Raw genomic sequence first — 18,030 nt, 5'->3', positions numbered from 1 at the left:
CTTTGAATTTTGATATAATTCTTTCTGTCAAATGTTTTGATTGTAAAAGTTTTTTGAAGAAGGAGGGATATGAAAAATGGACTACCAACGAATCAATGAATATTTAACATCTATATTTAACAATGTCCTTGTAATTGAGGAAGTGAACTTGAGAGGTAGTCGTTTTAAGGATATCTCCATCAAAGAAATGCATACGATTGATGTCATCGGTAAGGCTCCAGATGTGACTCCAAGTCAAGTGTCAAAAGAGTTGATGGTAACTCTTGGAACTGTTACGACAAGTTTGAACAATTTAGAGCGTAAGGGATACATTGAGCGAGTTCGGTCAGAACAGGATCGTCGTGTGGTGCATCTGCATTTGACAAAGAAGGGGCGCTTGATCCATAGACTGCATAAACGCTTCCACAAGGCCATGGTAGAAAAAATTATTGATGGCATGAGCGAGGAAGAAATTGATGTTATGAGCAAAGGGTTGACTAATCTTTACCAATTTTTGGAGGATTTGAAATAATGGCTTTTGCAAAAATAAGCCAGGTTGCTCATTATGTGCCAGAGCAAGTGGTTACAAATCACGACTTGGCTCAGATTATGGATACCAATGATGAGTGGATTTCAAGTCGAACGGGAATACGACAAAGGCATATTTCAAGAACAGAATCTACCAGTGATTTGGCTACGGAAGTTGCTAAGAAACTGATGGCAAAAGCTGGAATAATAGGAGAGGAACTGGATTTTATCATCCTAGCTACCATTACTCCAGATTCGATGATGCCCTCTACAGCTGCTCGTGTTCAAGCTAATATTGGTGCTAATAAAGCCTTTGCTTTTGACTTAACCGCGGCTTGCAGTGGATTTGTATTTGCTCTTTCAACTGCTGAAAAGTTTATCGCTTCTAGTCGCTTTCAAAAAGGCTTGGTGATTGGTAGTGAAACCCTCTCTAAGGCAGTCGATTGGTCGGATCGATCAACAGCTGTGTTGTTTGGAGATGGTGCTGGTGGTGTCTTGTTAGAAGCTAGCGAGCAAGAGAATTTCTTAGCTGAGAGTCTCAATAGCGATGGAAGTCGCAGTGAGTGTTTAACTTATGGGCATTCAGGTTTGCATTCTCCATTTTCAGATCAAGAAAGTGCAGATTCATTTTTGAAGATGGATGGACGCGCAGTCTTTGATTTTGCCATTCGAGATGTATCCAAGTCTATCAAGCAGACTATTGAAGAATCTCCTATAGAGGCGACAGACTTGGATTATCTGCTATTGCATCAGGCTAATATCCGTATTTTGGATAAGATGGCTAGAAAAATTGGTGTTGACCGAGACAAACTTCCAGCCAATATGATGGAATATGGCAATACCAGTGCAGCCAGTATCCCGATTTTACTTTCAGAGTGTGTAGAACAAGGCCTCATCCCTTTAGATGGTAGTCAGACTGTTCTGCTATCAGGCTTCGGTGGAGGCTTGACCTGGGGCACGCTCATTCTTACAATTTAGGTAATCATGTGGTGAACACATTGTTATAAAAAACTATTTATTTTAAAGGAGTCCTATCATGGCAGTATTTGAAAAAGTACAAGAAATTATCGTTGAAGAACTTGGAAAAGATGCATCAGAAGTAACACTTGAATCAACTTTTGATGATTTGGACGCTGATTCATTGGACTTGTTCCAAGTAATCTCAGAAATCGAAGATGCTTTTGATATCCAAATCGAAGCAGAAGATGACTTGAAAACAGTTGGTGACTTGGTTGCCTACGTTGAAGAGCAAACAAAATAATACTCAATGAAAATCAAAGAGCAAACTAGGAAGCTAGCCGCAGGCTGTACTTGAGTACGGCAAGGTGACGCTGACGTGGTTTGAATTTGATTTTCGAAGAGTATAAGCAGAATATAGATAGAAGGAGTAGGGAAACCCGCTCCCTCTTGTTTAGGCAATAGTTTGATTGTCAAATTATGACAGTATCGAACTATTACGTAAGCAAGAAACGATGGAGGCACTATGAAAACGCGTATTACAGAATTATTGAACATTGATTATCCTATCTTTCAAGGAGGAATGGCTTGGGTTGCTGATGGTGATTTAGCAGGGGCTGTTTCTAAAGCTGGAGGACTAGGGATTATCGGTGGGGGGAATGCCCCGAAAGAAGTTGTCAAGGCAAATATTGATAAAATCAAATCATTGACGGATAAACCTTTTGGTGTCAACATCATGCTCTTGTCTCCCTTTGTGGAAGATATTGTAGATCTCGTTATCGAGGAAGGTGTTAAGGTAGTGACAACAGGTGCAGGAAATCCTGGTAAATACATGGAACGTTTCCATGAAGCAGGGATTACAGTTATTCCTGTCGTTCCTAGTGTTGCTTTAGCTAAACGCATGGAAAAAATCGGTGCAGACGCTGTTATTGCAGAAGGAATGGAAGCTGGGGGGCATATCGGTAAATTAACAACCATGACCTTGGTGCGACAGGTAGCCACAGCTGTATCTATTCCTGTTATTGCTGCAGGAGGAATTGCGGATGGTGAAGGTGCTGCGGCTGGCTTTATGCTAGGTGCAGAGGCTGTACAGGTGGGGACACGGTTTGTAGTTGCAAAAGAGTCGAATGCCCATCCAAACTACAAGGAGAAAATTTTAAAAGCAAGGGATATTGATACTACGATTTCAGCTCAGCACTTTGGTCATGCTGTTCGTGCTATTAAAAATCAGTTGACTAGAGATTTTGAACTGGCTGAAAAAGATGCCTTTAAGCAGGAAGATCCTGATTTAGAAATCTTTGAACAAATGGGAGCAGGCGCCCTAGCCAAAGCAGTTGTTCACGGTGATGTGGATGGTGGCTCTGTCATGGCAGGTCAAATCGCAGGGCTTGTTTCTAAAGAAGAAACAGCTGAAGAAATCCTAAAAGATTTGTATTACGGAGCAGCTAAGAAAATTCAAGAAGAAGCCTCTCGCTGGGCAGGAGTTGTAAGAAATGACTAAAACAGCCTTTTTATTTGCTGGTCAAGGTGCCCAGTATCTAGGGGTGGGACGGGATCTCTATGATCACTACCCTATTGTCAAAGAAACGATTGATCGAGCGAGTCAGGTGCTCGGTTATGATTTGCGTTATCTCATCGATAGGGAAGAAGACAAACTCAATCAGACCCGCTATACGCAACCAGCCATTCTAGCGACTTCGGTTGCTATCTACCGTTTATTGCAAGAAAAGGGCTATCAGCCTGATATGGTTGCTGGTTTATCTCTTGGAGAATACTCTGCCTTGGTGGCAAGCGGCGCCTTGGATTTTGAAGATGCGGTTGCCTTGGTAGCTAAGCGTGGAGCCTATATGGAAGAAGCGGCTCCTGCTGACTCTGGCAAGATGGTAGCAGTTCTCAATACGCCAGTAGAGGTCATTGAAGAAGCCTGTCAAAAAGCTTCTGAACTTGGAGTGGTTACTCCAGCCAACTATAACACACCTGCACAAATCGTCATTGCTGGAGAAGTGGTTGCAGTTGATCGAGCGGTTGAACTTTTGCAAGAAGCAGGTGCCAAACGCTTGATTCCTCTTAAGGTGTCAGGTCCCTTTCACACCGCTCTCCTTGAGCCAGCTAGCCAGAAACTAGCTGAAACTCTAGCTCAGGTAAGTTTTTCAGATTTTACTTGTCCCCTAGTCGGCAATACAGAAGCTGCTGTGATGCAAAAAGAGGACATTGCTCAGCTCTTGACGCGTCAGGTCAAGGAACCCGTTCGTTTCTATGAAAGTATTGGGGTCATGCAAGAAGCAGGCATAAGCAACTTTATCGAGATTGGACCGGGGAAAGTCTTGTCAGGCTTTGTTAAAAAAATTGATCAAACTGCTCACTTAGCTCATGTGGAAGATCAAGCGAGTTTAGTAGCACTTTTAGAAAAATAGACTAAAATAAGTAGAAGTTTTGAAAGGAAAAAAATGAAACTAGAACATAAAAATATCTTTATTACAGGTTCGAGTCGTGGAATTGGTCTTGCCATCGCCCACAAGTTTGCTCAAGCAGGAGCCAACATTGTCTTAAACAGTCGTGGGGCAATCTCAGAAGAATTGCTCGCTGAGTTTTCAAACTATGGTATCAAGGTGGTTCCCATTTCAGGAGATGTATCAGATTTTGCAGACGCTAAGCGTATGATTGATCAAGCTATTGCAGAACTGGGTTCAGTAGATGTTTTGGTCAACAATGCAGGGATTACCCAAGATACTCTTATGCTCAAGATGACAGAAGCAGATTTTGAAAAAGTGCTCAAGGTCAATCTGACTGGTGCCTTTAATATGACACAATCAGTCTTGAAACCGATGATGAAAGCTAGAGAAGGTGCTATCATTAATATGTCTAGTGTTGTTGGTTTGATGGGGAATATTGGTCAAGCTAACTATGCTGCTTCTAAGGCTGGCTTGATTGGCTTTACCAAGTCTGTGGCACGTGAGGTTGCTAGTCGGAATATACGAGTCAATGTGATTGCTCCAGGAATGATTGAGTCTGATATGACAGCTATCTTATCAGATAAGATTAAGGAAGCTACACTAGCTCAGATTCCGATGAAAGAATTTGGGCAGGCAGAGCAGGTTGCAGATTTGACAGTATTTTTAGCAGGCCAAGATTATCTAACTGGTCAAGTGGTTGCCATTGATGGTGGCTTAAGTATGTAGCGAAAGCTAGAGGTGAAAAGAATGAAACTAAATCGAGTAGTGGTAACAGGTTATGGAGTAACATCTCCAATCGGAAATACACCAGAAGAATTTTGGAATAGTTTAGCAACTGGGAAAATCGGCATTGGTGGCATTACAAAATTTGATCATAGTGATTTTGATGTGCATAATGCGGCAGAAATCCAAGATTTTCCGTTCGATAAATACTTTGTAAAAAAAGATACCAACCGTTTTGATAACTATTCTTTATATGCCTTGTATGCAGCCCAAGAGGCTGTAAATCATGCCAATCTTGATGTAGAGGCTCTTAATAGGGATCGTTTTGGTGTTATCGTTGCATCTGGTATTGGTGGAATCAAGGAAATTGAAGATCAGGTACTTCGCCTTCATGAAAAAGGGCCCAAACGTGTCAAACCAATGACTCTTCCAAAAGCTTTACCAAATATGGCTTCTGGGAATGTAGCCATGCGTTTTGGTGCAAACGGTGTTTGTAAATCTATCAATACTGCCTGCTCTTCATCAAATGATGCGATTGGGGATGCCTTCCGCTCTATTAAGTTTGGTTTCCAAGATGTGATGTTGGTGGGAGGAACAGAAGCTTCTATCACACCTTTTGCCATCGCTGGTTTCCAAGCCTTAACAGCTCTCTCTACTACAGAGGATTCAACTCGTGCTTCGATCCCATTTGATAAGGATCGCAATGGGTTTGTTATGGGTGAAGGTTCAGGGATGTTGGTTCTAGAAAGTCTTGAACACGCTGAAAAACGTGGAGCTACTATCCTGGCTGAAGTGGTTGGTTACGGAAATACTTGTGATGCCTACCACATGACTTCTCCACATCCAGAAGGTCAGGGAGCTATCAAGGCCATCAAACTAGCCTTGGAAGAAGCTGAGATTTCTCCAGAGCAAGTAGCCTATGTCAATGCTCACGGAACGTCAACTCCTGCCAATGAAAAAGGAGAAAGTGGTGCTATCGTAGCTGTTCTTGGTAAGGAAGTACCTGTATCATCAACCAAGTCTTTTACAGGACATTTGCTGGGGGCTGCGGGTGCAGTAGAAGCTATCGTCACCATCGAAGCTATGCGTCATAACTTTGTACCAATGACAGCTGGGACAAGTGAAGTATCAGATTATATCGAAGCTAATGTCGTTTATGGACAAGGCTTGGAGAAAGAAATTCCATACGCTATTTCAAATACTTTTGGTTTTGGAGGCCACAATGCAGTTCTTGCTTTCAAACGTTGGGAGAATAGATAAGTATGAATTTAAACGATATTAAAGACTTGATGACTCAATTTGACCAGTCAAGTTTGAGAGAATTTTCTTATAAAAATGGGACGGATGAGTTGCAGTTTAGCAAGAATGAAGCGAGACCTGTGCCTGAAGTTGCAACTCAAGTCGCTCCAGCACCCGTTCTAGCAACACCGAGTCCAGTAGCTCCTACATCTGCTCCAGCAGAGACTGTAGCAGAAGAAGTTCCAGCTCCAGCTGAAGCAAGTGTGGCTACTGAGGGAAATCTTGTAGAGAGTCCACTTGTTGGAGTGGTTTACTTGGCTGCTGGACCAGATAAACCTGCCTTCGTTACAGTTGGTGATAGTGTCAAAAAAGGTCAAACATTGGTCATTATCGAAGCCATGAAAGTCATGAATGAAATCCCAGCTCCTAAGGATGGTGTGGTAACGGAAATTCTCGTCTCTAACGAAGAAATGGTTGAGTTTGGTAAAGGATTGGTACGTATCAAATGATCGATATTCAAGGAATCAAAGAAGCCCTTCCCCACCGTTATCCTATGCTTCTAGTGGACCGTGTCTTGGAAGTGAGCGAGGATACCATTGTTGCTATCAAAAATGTGACCATCAACGAGCCTTTCTTTAATGGTCATTTTCCTCAATACCCAGTTATGCCAGGTGTTCTGATTATGGAAGCCTTGGCGCAAACTGCTGGTGTGTTGGAGTTATCAAAACCTGAAAATAAAGGAAAACTGGTCTTTTACGCTGGTATGGACAAGGTTAAGTTCAAGAAGCAAGTTGTACCAGGCGACCAATTGGTTATGACAGCGACTTTTGTAAAACGTCGTGGCACCATAGCTGTGGTTGAAGCAAAGGCTGAAGTGGATGGCAAACTTGCAGCCAGTGGTACCCTTACTTTTGCAATTGGGAACTAAGGAGGTTCTCCATGTTTCGAAAAATTTTAATTGCCAATCGTGGTGAAATTGCGGTTCGTATTATCCGTGCGGCACGTGAATTGGGGATTGCGACGGTAGCGGTTTATTCAACTGCTGATAAGGAAGCTCTTCATACGCTTTTGGCAGATGAAGCAGTTTGTATTGGTCCTGGCAAGGCAACAGAGTCTTATCTCAATATTAATGCAGTTCTATCAGCTGCAGTCTTGACTGAGGCAGAAGCTATTCACCCTGGTTTTGGATTTCTCAGTGAAAATTCCAAATTTGCGACCATGTGTGAAGAAGTAGGTATCAAGTTTATCGGCCCATCTGGTCATGTCATGGATATGATGGGAGACAAAATCAATGCACGTGCTCAGATGATCAAAGCTGGTGTTCCAGTCATTCCAGGTTCAGATGGAGAAGTGCATAACTCTGAGGAAGCTTTGATTGTTGCTGAAAAAATTGGCTACCCTGTTATGCTCAAGGCTTCAGCAGGTGGAGGTGGTAAAGGGATTCGTAAGGTTGAAAAACCAGAAGACCTCGTTTCAGCCTTTGAAACGGCCTCTAGTGAAGCCAAGGCCAACTATGGCAATGGTGCCATGTACATTGAACGGGTTATCTATCCAGCTCGTCACATTGAGGTTCAAATCCTAGGAGATGAGCATGGGAATGTGATTCACTTGGGGGAACGGGATTGTTCTCTTCAACGGAATAACCAAAAGGTTTTGGAAGAAAGCCCTTCAATTGCAATCGGAAAAACGTTGCGCCATGAAATCGGTGCTGCTGCTGTTCGAGCGGCAGAGTCTGTTGGCTATGAGAATGCAGGGACCATTGAGTTTCTGCTTGATGAAGCCAGTGGGAAATTCTATTTCATGGAAATGAATACTCGTGTTCAGGTAGAGCATCCAGTAACAGAGTTTGTTTCAGGTGTGGATATCGTTAAGGAACAGATTCGCATTGCGGCAGGTCAGCCTCTGTCTGTTAAGCAAGAAGATATTGTTCTAAGAGGGCATGCTATCGAGTGTCGTATCAATGCAGAAAATCCAGCCTTTAACTTTGCTCCTAGTCCAGGTAAGATTACTAATCTCTATCTACCAAGTGGTGGAGTTGGCTTGCGCGTGGATTCAGCAGTTTATCCAGGTTATACCATTCCGCCTTATTATGATAGTATGATTGCCAAAATCATCGTACACGGTGAAAACCGTTTTGATGCCTTGATGAAAATGCAACGTGCCCTCTATGAATTAGAGATTGAAGGGGTGCAGACCAATGCAGATTTCCAGCTTGACCTCATTTCAGATCGCAATGTCATTGCTGGAGATTACGATACTTCCTTCTTAATGGAAACCTTCTTACCCAAATATCAAGAAAAAGAATAAAATGACTTCAAGAGTTTAAACCGAAAAGGGGAATCAATGGCTCTATTTAGTAAAAAAGATAAGTATATTCGAATCAATCCCAATCGTTCGGTTAGGGAAAAACCTCAAGCTAAGCCAGAGGTTCCAGATGAATTATTTTCCCAGTGTCCAGGCTGTAAGCATACCATCTATCAGAAGGATCTGGGAAGTGAGCGTATCTGTCCACATTGTAGCTACACCTTTCGTATTTCTGCCCAAGAACGCTTGGCTTTGACGATTGATATGGGAACCTTCAAGGAATTGTTTACAGGGATTGAAAGCAAGGATCCCTTGCATTTCCCTGGTTATCAAAAGAAACTAGCAACTATGCGTGAAAAAACAGGTCTGGATGAAGCCGTTGTGACAGGAACAGCTCTTATAAAAGGTCAGACTGTGGCTCTTGGGATTATGGATTCCAACTTTATCATGGCTTCTATGGGTACGGTTGTAGGTGAAAAAATCACTCGTTTGTTTGAGTATGCGACTGTCGAAAAATTGCCAGTTGTCCTCTTCACAGCCTCTGGTGGAGCCCGTATGCAGGAAGGAATCATGAGTCTCATGCAGATGGCCAAGATCTCTGCAGCAGTTAAACGGCATTCAAATGCTGGTCTCTTTTACTTGACCATTTTGACAGATCCAACGACAGGTGGTGTGACAGCTTCTTTCGCTATGGAAGGCGATATCATTTTAGCTGAACCACAAAGTTTGGTTGGTTTTGCTGGGCGTCGTGTGATTGAAAATACGGTTCGTGAAAGCTTGCCTGAGGATTTCCAAAAGGCAGAATTCCTATTAGAACATGGCTTTGTGGATGCTATTGTCAAAAGAAGAGACTTACCAGATATGATTGCTAGCCTAGTCAGATTGCACGAAGGGAGTCCTAGATGAATATTGCAAAAATAGTCAGAGAAGCGCGTGAGCAGAGTCGCTTGACAACCTTGGACTTTGCGACAGGCATTTTTGATGAATTTATCCAATTACATGGTGACCGTTCTTTTCGTGATGATGGTGCAGTTGTTGGTGGTATTGGTTGGCTTGGAGACCAAGCTGTAACAGTGGTTGGTATCCAAAAAGGCAAGAGTTTGCAAGACAACCTCAAACGGAATTTTGGCCAACCACATCCAGAAGGCTACCGAAAGGCCCTACGGTTGATGAAACAGGCTGAGAAATTTGGCCGTCCAGTTGTGACCTTTATCAATACAGCAGGTGCTTATCCTGGTGTCGGAGCGGAAGAACGTGGTCAAGGGGAAGCTATCGCTCGCAATCTCATGGAAATGAGTGACCTGAAAGTTCCTATTATCGCCATTATTATCGGTGAAGGTGGTTCAGGCGGTGCTCTGGCTCTAGCTGTCGCGGACCGTGTCTGGATGCTGGAAAATTCTATCTATGCCATTCTCAGTCCAGAAGGATTTGCTTCCATTTTATGGAAGGACGGTACTCGCGCCATGGAAGCAGCAGAACTGATGAAAATCACTTCGCATGAACTGTTAGAAATGGACGTGGTGGATAAGGTGATTTCTGAAATAGGACTTTCTAGTAAAGAACTGATTAAGAGTGTCAAGAAAGAACTTCAAGCTGAGCTGGCTAGACTTTCACAAAAACCGCTAGAAGAGTTGCTGGAAGAACGCTATCAACGATTTAGAAAATACTAATACCTCAGAATACGCAAAAACTAGAACTGGCAGTTAGTTCTAGTTTTTATGTGGTTCTTACTCTGTATCAAGGACGAAGTAAAAGGTGCTTGGAAGACCAAACACCTTTTCGATTATTCATTTTTTTCTGTTACAAACTGGCTGAGCAGTCCGTTGATAAAGCGGGCTGATTTTTGATCTGAAAAATTCTTAGCGAGTTCAATAGCTTCATTGACTGCTACCAGCTGAGGTGTATCAAATGATGTGATTTCAAAGATACCCAAGCGTAGTAAGTTTTTTTCGACCAAAGTCAAACGTTCAACTGTCCAGCCTGACTTGAGGTGCTGGTTGATTTGTGTATCCAACTCGTCTTTTTGTGCTTGAACACCAGAAACCAAATTTAGAAGAAAGGCTGGGATTTGCACATCTGCATCTTCACGGTCATGTGTGTAGGCAAAGCGACAAGCTGTTTCCATATCTGTGTCGAATTCAAGGCTCATAAGAGCTTGAAAAGCGCCTTTACGAAGTTCGCGTCTAGATTCTAATAATGGACTAGTCATTGAGGAAGTCCTCGTTAAATAGATCTTTCAACTCTGGTTTAGGTGTTTTGTCTGGAACAATTCCTGTAACATGGATATTGACAGCAGAAAGTTCCACATCAGCCATATCATGGACAGCATCTTTGACTGCTTTTTGAATAGCAATAGCTACTTTTGGTACTTTCACACCGTACTCAAGATAGAGATAGATGTCAGCAGTTAGCTCTTCATTGTTTTCTTTTAAGTAGACGCCGCGACCAAGAGAGAGTTTTGATAGGGTGTCAGATACGGATTTATTTGAAAATGAGTGGACACCATCAACTTTAGCAGTTGCGATGGCAATGATTTTTTCAAGTACACGTGGAGCGATAACGATTTCGCCAAATTGTTCTTCAATTCCCATAGAATGACCTCTTTCTAGAGATTAGGCACGAGAAACGTAAGTTCCTTCTGCAGTGTTGATGATCAATTTTTGTCCAGCTTCGATGAAGTCTGGAACGTTGACAACAAGTCCAGTTTCCATGGTTGCTGGTTTACCAGAACCTGTAACAGTAGCACCTTTGATAGATGGTTGTGTTTCAGCAACTGTCAATTCAACAGTAGTTGGTACAGTTACACCGATTACTTCAGTTCCGTAGAATTGGATTTTCACATCAGAGTTTTCAAGGATGTAAAGCAACTCATTTTCAACATTTACGACTGGTATTTCGTATTGGTCGTAAGTTTCAGTGTTCATGAAGTAGGCAGTTTCATCCATTTTGTACAAGTATTGAGCTGGAACAGTTTCGATAATAGCTTGTTCGAATTTTTCTTCTGGACGGTAGCTTGTATCAAATGTAGAACCAGTACGGACATCACGCAATTTCATACGCATGATTGTGTTCCCTTTACCTGGTTTGTGGTGGCTAGCTTCCAAAACGCGGATCAATTTTCCGTCTGCAGTTTCAAATGTCATACCAGCTTTCAATTTGCTTGCTTCAATCATGTTTTTACCTCTTTAATAAATATTATTACTCTTCATTTTACCATAAAATCTTCTGGAAATAAAGCCAAAATAGTTATTGGGAGATGGTAGGGGAGAAAAAACCAACCTCAAGGCTGGTTTCTTTTACATATTAATCTTCTTTCAACTTCGCCAATTCCTGTGCAAGTAGTTTAAGGGCAACTTGTGGGTTGGCTTGGCCTTTGGTTGCCTTCATAAGGAATCCTGTAAAGGCCTTGTCGGCGTTACGTTTGCCTGACTTGAAGTCGGTAACAGCAGCTTCGTTATCGGCAAAGACTTGGTGGATGATTGGGATCAAGATAGCTGGATCTGAAATTTGAACCATACCTGCTTTTTCCACGTATTCACGCGCGCCACCGCCATTTTTAGCTAGATGGACAAAGACTTTCTTGGCAATCTTAGATGAAATAGTACCGTCTTCGATGATGGCAATCATTTCAACCAAGTTTTCTGGTGTCAATTCGATTTGTTCCAGTGTTTTACCTTCAGCATTCAAGAACTGAGCGACTTCCCCTTGGAGCCAGTTAGAGACTTGTTTGGCATCACCACCTAGGGCAACAGCTTTTTCAAAGAAGTCAGAAGTGACTTTATTAGCAGTCAACTGACTAGCATCGTAGTCTGATAAACCAAGGTCAGATACATAACGCGCACGACGTTCTTTTGGAAACTCTGGCAACTCAGTCCGCATTTCCTCAATCCACTCGTCAGAAATTTCAAAGAGGGGTAGGTCTGGTTCTGGGAAGTAGCGGTAGTCAGCAGCCCCTTCCTTGACACGCATGAGGATGGTTGCTTTATTCGCTTCATCGTAACGGCGTGTTTCTTGGCGGATTTGACCACCTGAGCGAAGAATTTCAGCCTGGCGTTGGACTTCGTATTCAAGACCTTTACGAACGTTTGAGAAGGAGTTGAGGTTCTTCAATTCAGTCTTGGTACCGAATTTCTCTTGACCATAAGGACGAAGGGAGATGTTGGCATCCACACGCATCGAACCTTCCTCCATCTTAACGTCAGAAATGCCAGCGTACTGGATAACTTCCTTGAGGGCTGTCAGATAAGCATAGGCTTCTTCAGGAGAACGCATATCTGCCTCAGATACAATCTCAATCAAGGGAACCCCTTGGCGGTTGAGGTCAACATAAGAGTAGCCATCTGTACCATGGGTGTTTTTACCAGCGTCTTCCTCTAGGTGGGCACGTTCGATACCGATTTTCTTGGTCGTACCGTCTTCTAGTTCGACTTCAATCCAGCCATTATATCCGATTGGTTCATCAAATTGAGAAATTTGGTAGGCTTTGGGGTTATCAGGATAGAAGTAGCTCTTGCGGTCAAAGTGCATCTTTTTGTGGATGTCCATGTTGAGGGCAAGAGCAGCCTTGATTCCGGCATCGACAACCCCTTTATTGAGAACTGGCAGAACTCCTGGGAAAGACCAGTCAATCACGTTAGTGTTGGCATTTTGATCATTTCCGAAGTGGGCAGAAGTAGGTGAGAAGATTTTTGAATTGGTGTTGAGCTCTACGTGGACTTCAAGTCCGATGACTGTTTCAAAGTTCATTAGTTGTCACCTCCAAAAATCTCGGGTTGTTGTTTGTGGTAGTCTGTTGTTGCTTCAAAAGCAGCAGCAGCTTGGTAAATGGTTTCCTCAGAGTACTTGGGACCAATCAATTGGAGTCCGACAGGTAGACCTTGAGAGAATCCAGCAGGAATCGAAATTCCAGGCAGTCCTGCCAAGTTTACAGGTATGGTCAATAGGTCGGCTAAGTACATGGCAACTGGGTCATGGTTGAGAGAATTCAAGTCATAGGCAACACTTGGAGCAGTTGGACCCAAAATCAAATCATAATCCGCGAAGACTTTTTCGAAATCTTGAATGATAAGTGTACGGACCTGTCCAGCCTTCTTGTAGTAGGCATCGTAGTAACCTGATGAAAGACTGAAAGTACCCAGCATGATACGGCGTTTCACTTCTTCACCAAAACCTTGGCTACGGCTGTTTACATAGATTTCATCAAGATTAGTCGCATCTTCTGCGCGGTAGCCGTAACGGATACCGTCAAAACGTTGCAAGTTTGATGAAGCTTCTGATGAAGCGATGATGTAATAAACGGCAACACCGTATTTAGAGTGAGGAAGGCTGACTTCTTCGACGATAGCACCCAATTTTTCAAAGTGTTTGGCCGCGTTTAAGATTGTTTCCTTAACCTCTGGATCAATTCCTTCTCCTAGGTATTCCTTAGGCAAAGCAATTTTCATGCCCTTGATGTCTTGGCCGATTTTTGAAGTAAAGTCGGCGATGCGGACAGGAGCAGAAGTAGAGTCTTTAGCATCTTCGCTGGCAATAGCGTTGAGCAAGAGGGCATTTTCCTTAACAGTTGGTGCGAAAGGTCCGATTTGGTCTAATGAGCTACCGAAGGCAATGAGACCGAAACGAGAAACTGTTCCGTAGGTTGGTTTGAGACCAACGATCCCGTTGAAGGCAGCAGGTTGGCGGATGGAACCACCCGTATCAGAACCAAGTGACAAGGGGACTTGTCCTGAGGCTACAGCTGCAGCTGAACCACTTGATGAACCACCAGGAACCTTGCTGTGGTCCCAAGCATTTTTAGTTGCTCCGTAGTGAGAAGTCTCACCAGAACCACCCATGGCAAATTCGTCCATGTTAGTTTTTCCTACGACAATCATGCCCTTGGCTTTTGCATTAGCAACCGCAGTTGCATCAAAGATCGGCTCGTAGTTGTAGAGCATTTTTGAGGCAGCGGTTGTGAGAATACCGTCTGTAGAGATGTTATCCTTTACTGCAAGCGGAATTCCTGAAAGGACATTATCAGTGTCAATTCCAGCTTCATCAATGGCTTTAGCTTGAACAAGAGCTTGCTCTTCAGCGATGGTAACAAAAGCGTTGATAGCTGTCTCGCGAGACTTGATATCTTCAAGCGTAGCTTGTGTTAATTCTGTTGCAGAAATTTCCTTAGAGACAAGGAGATTGTGCAAGTCTTCAATGGTTTTATTGTTGAAAGTCATTAGGCATCTCCTCCATCGTCTAGGATAGCTGGTACCTTGATATAGTAGTTGTCTTTTTCAGGTACGTTTTTAAACAAGCGATCACGGTCTGTTCCTTCTTCAGCCACATCAGGGCGGAGTACGGTCTTGCGGTCAGCCATGGTCGTAGTAGGTGCGACACCAGTTGTGTCAACTTCGCCCAGCAATTCAACCATGTCAACAATTTTAGACAAGGTCGTTGCAAAGGCAGCAGTTTCTTCTTCAGAGAATTTTAATTTTGAAAGATTGGCAACGTGTGTTACCTCTTCTTGCGTAATTTTCATCTTACATCCTTTCGTGAAATGATGATTTTTAGTCTGTTCTATTTTACCATATTTTCCTATAAATAAGGGAGGGGGAAGTGAAAAGAAATAGAAATTGAAAAAAATGCTAAAATCCGATATAATGGAGTGTTGAAAGGAATGGTAAAATCCAATGTAAAAATCATTCTTAGCTATTGAAACAAGAAAAATAGAGAATCAAAGAAAGAGGACTTATGAATATTCAAGAAGAAATTAAGAAACGTCGTACCTTTGCCATCATCTCTCACCCAGACGCGGGGAAAACAACCATCACTGAGCAGTTGCTCTACTTTGGGGGCGAGATTCGTGAGGCTGGTACCGTAAAAGGAAAGAAAACAGGGACTTTTGCCAAGTCTGACTGGATGGATATCGAGAAGCAACGTGGGATTTCGGTTACTTCATCTGTGATGCAGTTTGACTACGATGGCAAGCGCGTGAATATCCTTGACACACCAGGGCATGAGGATTTCTCAGAAGATACCTATCGTACCTTGATGGCGGTGGATGCTGCGGTCATGGTCGTGGACTCTGCCAAGGGTATCGAGGCGCAGACAAAGAAATTGTTTGAAGTTGTCAAACACCGTGGTATTCCAGTCTTTACCTTTATGAACAAGCTAGACCGTGACGGTCGTGAGCCACTGGACCTCTTGCAAGAATTGGAAGAAGTCTTGGGTATTGCGAGCTATCCGATGAACTGGCCAATCGGGATGGGGAAAGCTTTTGAAGGGCTCTATGACCTCTATAACCAACGCTTGGAGCTCTATAAGGGGGATGAGCGTTTTGCCAGTTTAGAAGATGGGGACAAGCTTTTTAGCAGCAATCCTTTCTACGAGCAGGTAAAAGATGATATTGAACTTTTAAATGAAGCTGGAAATGAGTTTTCAGAGGAAGCTATCCTTGCTGGAGAATTGACACCTGTCTTCTTCGGTTCGGCTTTGACAAATTTTGGTGTGCAGACCTTCCTTGAGACTTTCCTTAAGTTTGCTCCAGAACCACATGGACACAAGAAAACAGATGGCGAAATTGTGGATCCTTACGACAAGGATTTTTCAGGATTTGTCTTTAAAATCCAAGCCAATATGGACCCTCGTCACCGTGACCGCATTGCCTTTGTCCGTATCGTATCTGGTGAATTTGAGCGCGGTATGAGTGTTAACCTGCCTCGTACTGGTAAGGGGGCTAAACTGTCGAATGTGACTCAGTTTATGGCGGAAAGTCGTGAGAATGTAACCAATGCCGTGGCAGGTGATATCATCGGGGTTTACGATACAGGTACTTATCAGGTTGGTGACACTTTGACAGTTGGAAAAAACAAGTTTGAGTTTGAACCGCTGCCAACCTTTACTCCTGAAATTTTCATGAAAGTATCTGCTAAGAACGTTATGAAACAAAAATCTTTCCACAAGGGAATCGAGCAATTGGTGCAAGAAGGAGCTATTCAGCTTTATAAGAATTACCAAACAGGCGAGTACATGCTGGGAGCTGTTGGTCAACTTCAGTTTGAAGTCTTTAAGCACCGTATGGAAGGCGAGTACAATGCAGAAGTGGTCATGAGCCCAATGGGTAAAAAGACCGTTCGTTGGATTAAACCTGAGGACTTGGATGAACGCATGTCATCAAGCCGCAATATCTTGGCTAAAGACCGTTTCGACCAATCAGTCTTTCTCTTTGAAAATGACTTTGCTCTCCGTTGGTTTGCGGACAAGTATCCAGATGTAGAGTTGGAAGAGAAGATGTAAATCGTTACAAATGACTAGCAACATAAAGTTGCTGTCATTTGACGGTAACCGCTATGGCGGCTTACCTAAACGCTTCACTAGGAAAAATCCACGAATGGTATCGATTCGTGGACTTTTCCGTCGTAATGGGAAAGAAGCGAACTAGCTAACTGCTTCACTAACTGAGTTTTACAAATGGAATCGATTTGTAAAACTCAGTGTCGTAGTTCAGTAAAGTTACTTGATTGTGTAACAATCTAAGTAACTAACGCCAAGTTTCTATGGAACTTGGCTAGGCGCTCCACTAGTAAAGTTTTACGAATCGATATTATTCGTAAAACTTTACGTCGTAACTGGTAGTGAGCGGTCTAGCTAACTGCCTCACTAACTACGTTTGGCAAATAGAATCGATTGGTCAAACTACGTGTCGTAGTATAACAATCGGCTTACCTAAACGCTTCACTAGGAAAAATCCACGAATAATATTGATTAGTGGATTTTTCCGTTGTAGCAGAAAGTAGGTAGCCTAGCTAACTGCCTTACTAACTACGTTTGGCAAATGAAATCGATTTGTAAAACTCCGTGTCGTAATGTAAAAATTGTAAACCGTAATGGGACTTCATCTAAAATCTCCACTGGTATGGTTTTACGAACGAATAGGCGAAAATAATGGTTACGTAGAAACATATGATGGGAATAAAAAGAAATGAGATAAAGAGTGAAAGAAGAGAAAAAAGCGATTGTCTTAGGTGCAGATAATGCTTATATGGATAAAGTTGAAACAACAATAAAATCTCTTTGTGTTCATCTATTATAATCTTAAGTTTTATGTTTTTAATGATGACCTTCCGCGAGAATGGTTCCAATTGATGGAAAAAAGACTAGAGACTTTGAATAGTGAGATTGTGAATGTTTAGATTGACAGTAGTATTCTGAAAGGTTATCGTCTCCCCTTTGAGGGACTTTCATATGCGGCTTTTTTAGGTATTTTATTCCAAAGTATGTAAGCGAGTCTCGTGTACTGTATTTGGATTTAGATATTGTTGTAAGAAAATCGATAGATGAGCTGTGGGATTTGGACTTGACGGATATACCCTTAGCTGCAGTTAGAGATGATTTTTATACACATAATTTTAATTCTGGTGTTCTGTTAATCAACAATGGTATGTGGAGAGCAGAAAATGTCACGCAAGACCTGATTTAAGACACAAATAAAAAATCTTCCAATTCTCTGTTTCCGTGTCTGAAGGTTTCTTTTCCTTTCTGTTGATAGACTAGTAGCAGACGATTGATTTGTCTTTCAGAAAGATTAAGTTCGACACAGGCTTGTTTCTTTGTTTTCTTTCCTTGGGCAATAGCTGTTATAGTCATTTAGTTTTAAAAAGCGTTCCAAACATTCAAAAATAGTTGGGACTTCCCTTAATAAATCTGTTACTTTCTTTTTCAAGATAGCCCAAGCTTGCTCAATAGGATTCAAATCCGGTGAATATGGCGGTAGAGGTAAGAAAAAGTGTTTATCTTGGATGCAGAGTTCATCCAAAATGTTCTTGGGATCAAAACTAGCATTGTCCATGATAATAACATGAGGTGTCTTCAA

Annotated in this window: 22 protein-coding genes and 2 pseudogenes; 16 read left to right on the top strand and 8 right to left on the bottom strand. The window is 42.5% G+C overall.

Annotation, left to right across the window (positions count from 1 at the left end):
- Positions 1-76 precede the first annotated feature (76 nt).
- From HT699_RS02240 to HT699_RS02185, 12 genes are all read left to right on the top strand, one after another.
- Positions 77-511, top strand: a complete 435-nt coding sequence (locus tag HT699_RS02240; RefSeq protein ID WP_000386348.1) for a MarR family transcriptional regulator — start codon at positions 77-79, stop codon at positions 509-511.
- Positions 511-1,485 carry a beta-ketoacyl-ACP synthase III gene (locus HT699_RS02235; protein ID WP_172934075.1) on the top strand — a complete coding sequence of 325 codons (975 nt, stop codon included), beginning with the start codon at positions 511-513 and terminating at the stop codon, positions 1,483-1,485. Before HT699_RS02240 ends, HT699_RS02235 begins: the two co-directional genes overlap by 1 nt.
- A 58-nt stretch (positions 1,486-1,543) precedes the next feature.
- Positions 1,544-1,768 carry an acyl carrier protein gene (locus HT699_RS02230; protein WP_000257838.1) on the top strand — a complete coding sequence of 75 codons (225 nt, stop codon included), beginning with the start codon at positions 1,544-1,546 and terminating at the stop codon, positions 1,766-1,768.
- 222 nt (positions 1,769-1,990) lie between these two features.
- Entirely contained in the window at positions 1,991-2,965 is a 975-nt protein-coding gene (gene fabK / locus HT699_RS02225) for an enoyl-[acyl-carrier-protein] reductase FabK (protein WP_166730714.1), read from the top strand.
- On the top strand, positions 2,958-3,878 hold the full coding sequence (fabD, locus tag HT699_RS02220) for an ACP S-malonyltransferase (RefSeq protein ID WP_023933124.1): 921 nt from the start codon (positions 2,958-2,960) through the stop codon (positions 3,876-3,878). Before fabK ends, fabD begins: the two co-directional genes overlap by 8 nt.
- A 33-nt stretch (positions 3,879-3,911) precedes the next feature.
- Entirely contained in the window at positions 3,912-4,643 is a 732-nt protein-coding gene (fabG, locus tag HT699_RS02215) for a 3-oxoacyl-[acyl-carrier-protein] reductase (RefSeq protein WP_000763053.1), read from the top strand.
- Positions 4,644-4,664: 21 nt separating this feature from the next.
- Complete coding sequence (gene fabF, locus HT699_RS02210) at positions 4,665-5,900, top strand: beta-ketoacyl-ACP synthase II (RefSeq protein ID WP_172934074.1); 1,236 nt, start codon at positions 4,665-4,667, stop codon at positions 5,898-5,900.
- Positions 5,901-5,902: 2 nt separating this feature from the next.
- Positions 5,903-6,388, top strand: coding sequence for an acetyl-CoA carboxylase biotin carboxyl carrier protein (accB, locus tag HT699_RS02205; RefSeq protein WP_001052244.1), 486 nt, complete (start codon positions 5,903-5,905; stop codon positions 6,386-6,388).
- The gene (gene fabZ, locus HT699_RS02200) at positions 6,385-6,807 is read left to right on the top strand and encodes a 3-hydroxyacyl-ACP dehydratase FabZ (RefSeq protein ID WP_000565515.1); all 423 of its coding nucleotides are present in this window, start codon (positions 6,385-6,387) and stop codon (positions 6,805-6,807) included. Before accB ends, fabZ begins: the two co-directional genes overlap by 4 nt.
- 11 nt (positions 6,808-6,818) lie before the next feature.
- Positions 6,819-8,186, top strand: a complete 1,368-nt coding sequence (accC, locus tag HT699_RS02195) for an acetyl-CoA carboxylase biotin carboxylase subunit (protein ID WP_172934073.1) — start codon at positions 6,819-6,821, stop codon at positions 8,184-8,186.
- 36 nt (positions 8,187-8,222) lie between these two features.
- Entirely contained in the window at positions 8,223-9,089 is an 867-nt protein-coding gene (gene accD / locus HT699_RS02190; protein ID WP_172934072.1) for an acetyl-CoA carboxylase, carboxyltransferase subunit beta, read from the top strand.
- Positions 9,086-9,853, top strand: a complete 768-nt coding sequence (locus HT699_RS02185; protein ID WP_172934071.1) for an acetyl-CoA carboxylase carboxyl transferase subunit alpha — start codon at positions 9,086-9,088, stop codon at positions 9,851-9,853. The genes accD and HT699_RS02185 overlap by 4 nt, the downstream gene beginning before the upstream one ends.
- A gap of 113 nt (positions 9,854-9,966) precedes the next feature.
- Here HT699_RS02185 and nusB read toward each other — a convergent pair whose 3' ends face one another.
- The 6 genes from nusB to gatC form a co-directional block, all read right to left on the bottom strand.
- Positions 9,967-10,392: a transcription antitermination factor NusB gene (gene nusB / locus HT699_RS02180; protein ID WP_000203649.1), complete on the bottom strand. Its 426-nt coding sequence runs from the start codon at positions 10,390-10,392 to the stop codon at positions 9,967-9,969.
- Entirely contained in the window at positions 10,385-10,774 is a 390-nt protein-coding gene (locus HT699_RS02175) for an Asp23/Gls24 family envelope stress response protein (protein WP_000510572.1), read from the bottom strand. The genes nusB and HT699_RS02175 overlap by 8 nt, the downstream gene beginning before the upstream one ends.
- A gap of 21 nt (positions 10,775-10,795) precedes the next feature.
- Positions 10,796-11,356 carry an elongation factor P gene (efp, locus tag HT699_RS02170; RefSeq protein ID WP_000568643.1) on the bottom strand — a complete coding sequence of 187 codons (561 nt, stop codon included), beginning with the start codon at positions 11,354-11,356 and terminating at the stop codon, positions 10,796-10,798.
- 130 nt (positions 11,357-11,486) lie between these two features.
- Positions 11,487-12,929: an Asp-tRNA(Asn)/Glu-tRNA(Gln) amidotransferase subunit GatB gene (gene gatB, locus HT699_RS02165; protein WP_172934070.1), complete on the bottom strand. Its 1,443-nt coding sequence runs from the start codon at positions 12,927-12,929 to the stop codon at positions 11,487-11,489.
- Positions 12,929-14,395 (bottom strand): Asp-tRNA(Asn)/Glu-tRNA(Gln) amidotransferase subunit GatA, encoded by a 1,467-nt coding sequence (gatA, locus tag HT699_RS02160; protein ID WP_000143715.1) that lies wholly within the window; start codon positions 14,393-14,395, stop codon positions 12,929-12,931. The genes gatB and gatA overlap by 1 nt, the downstream gene beginning before the upstream one ends.
- Complete coding sequence (gatC, locus tag HT699_RS02155; RefSeq protein WP_000705411.1) at positions 14,395-14,697, bottom strand: Asp-tRNA(Asn)/Glu-tRNA(Gln) amidotransferase subunit GatC; 303 nt, start codon at positions 14,695-14,697, stop codon at positions 14,395-14,397. The genes gatA and gatC overlap by 1 nt, the downstream gene beginning before the upstream one ends.
- A gap of 212 nt (positions 14,698-14,909) precedes the next feature.
- Between gatC and HT699_RS02150 the strand changes: the two genes are divergently transcribed.
- From HT699_RS02150 to HT699_RS12115, 4 genes are all read left to right on the top strand, one after another.
- Positions 14,910-16,454: a peptide chain release factor 3 gene (locus tag HT699_RS02150; RefSeq protein ID WP_001025442.1), complete on the top strand. Its 1,545-nt coding sequence runs from the start codon at positions 14,910-14,912 to the stop codon at positions 16,452-16,454.
- 10 nt (positions 16,455-16,464) lie between these two features.
- Positions 16,465-16,599, top strand: a complete 135-nt coding sequence (locus HT699_RS11975; protein ID WP_263595527.1) for a hypothetical protein — start codon at positions 16,465-16,467, stop codon at positions 16,597-16,599.
- Positions 16,600-17,151: 552 nt separating this feature from the next.
- A complete protein-coding gene (locus HT699_RS12120; RefSeq protein WP_001810144.1) occupies positions 17,152-17,250 on the top strand; it encodes a hypothetical protein in 99 nt (32 codons plus the stop codon).
- A 150-nt stretch (positions 17,251-17,400) separates the two neighbouring features.
- Positions 17,401-17,637, top strand: coding sequence for a glycosyltransferase (locus tag HT699_RS12115; RefSeq protein WP_255209663.1), 237 nt, complete (start codon positions 17,401-17,403; stop codon positions 17,635-17,637).
- A 26-nt stretch (positions 17,638-17,663) separates the two neighbouring features.
- On the opposite strand, the pseudogene HT699_RS02135 reads toward HT699_RS12115, so the two are convergent.
- Together HT699_RS02135 and HT699_RS02130 are read right to left on the bottom strand one after the other, a co-directional pair.
- A pseudogene (locus HT699_RS02135) lies at positions 17,664-17,804 on the bottom strand (helix-turn-helix domain-containing protein); the annotation flags it as partial.
- Positions 17,805-17,820: 16 nt separating this feature from the next.
- A pseudogene (locus HT699_RS02130) lies at positions 17,821-18,030 on the bottom strand (transposase); the annotation flags it as partial.

Source organism: Streptococcus sp. 1055 (genome assembly GCF_013276815.1).
In the GTDB taxonomy this organism is placed as follows: Bacteria; Bacillota; Bacilli; order Lactobacillales; family Streptococcaceae; genus Streptococcus; species Streptococcus pseudopneumoniae.
This window is presented reverse-complemented; position numbering and strand designations above follow the sequence as displayed.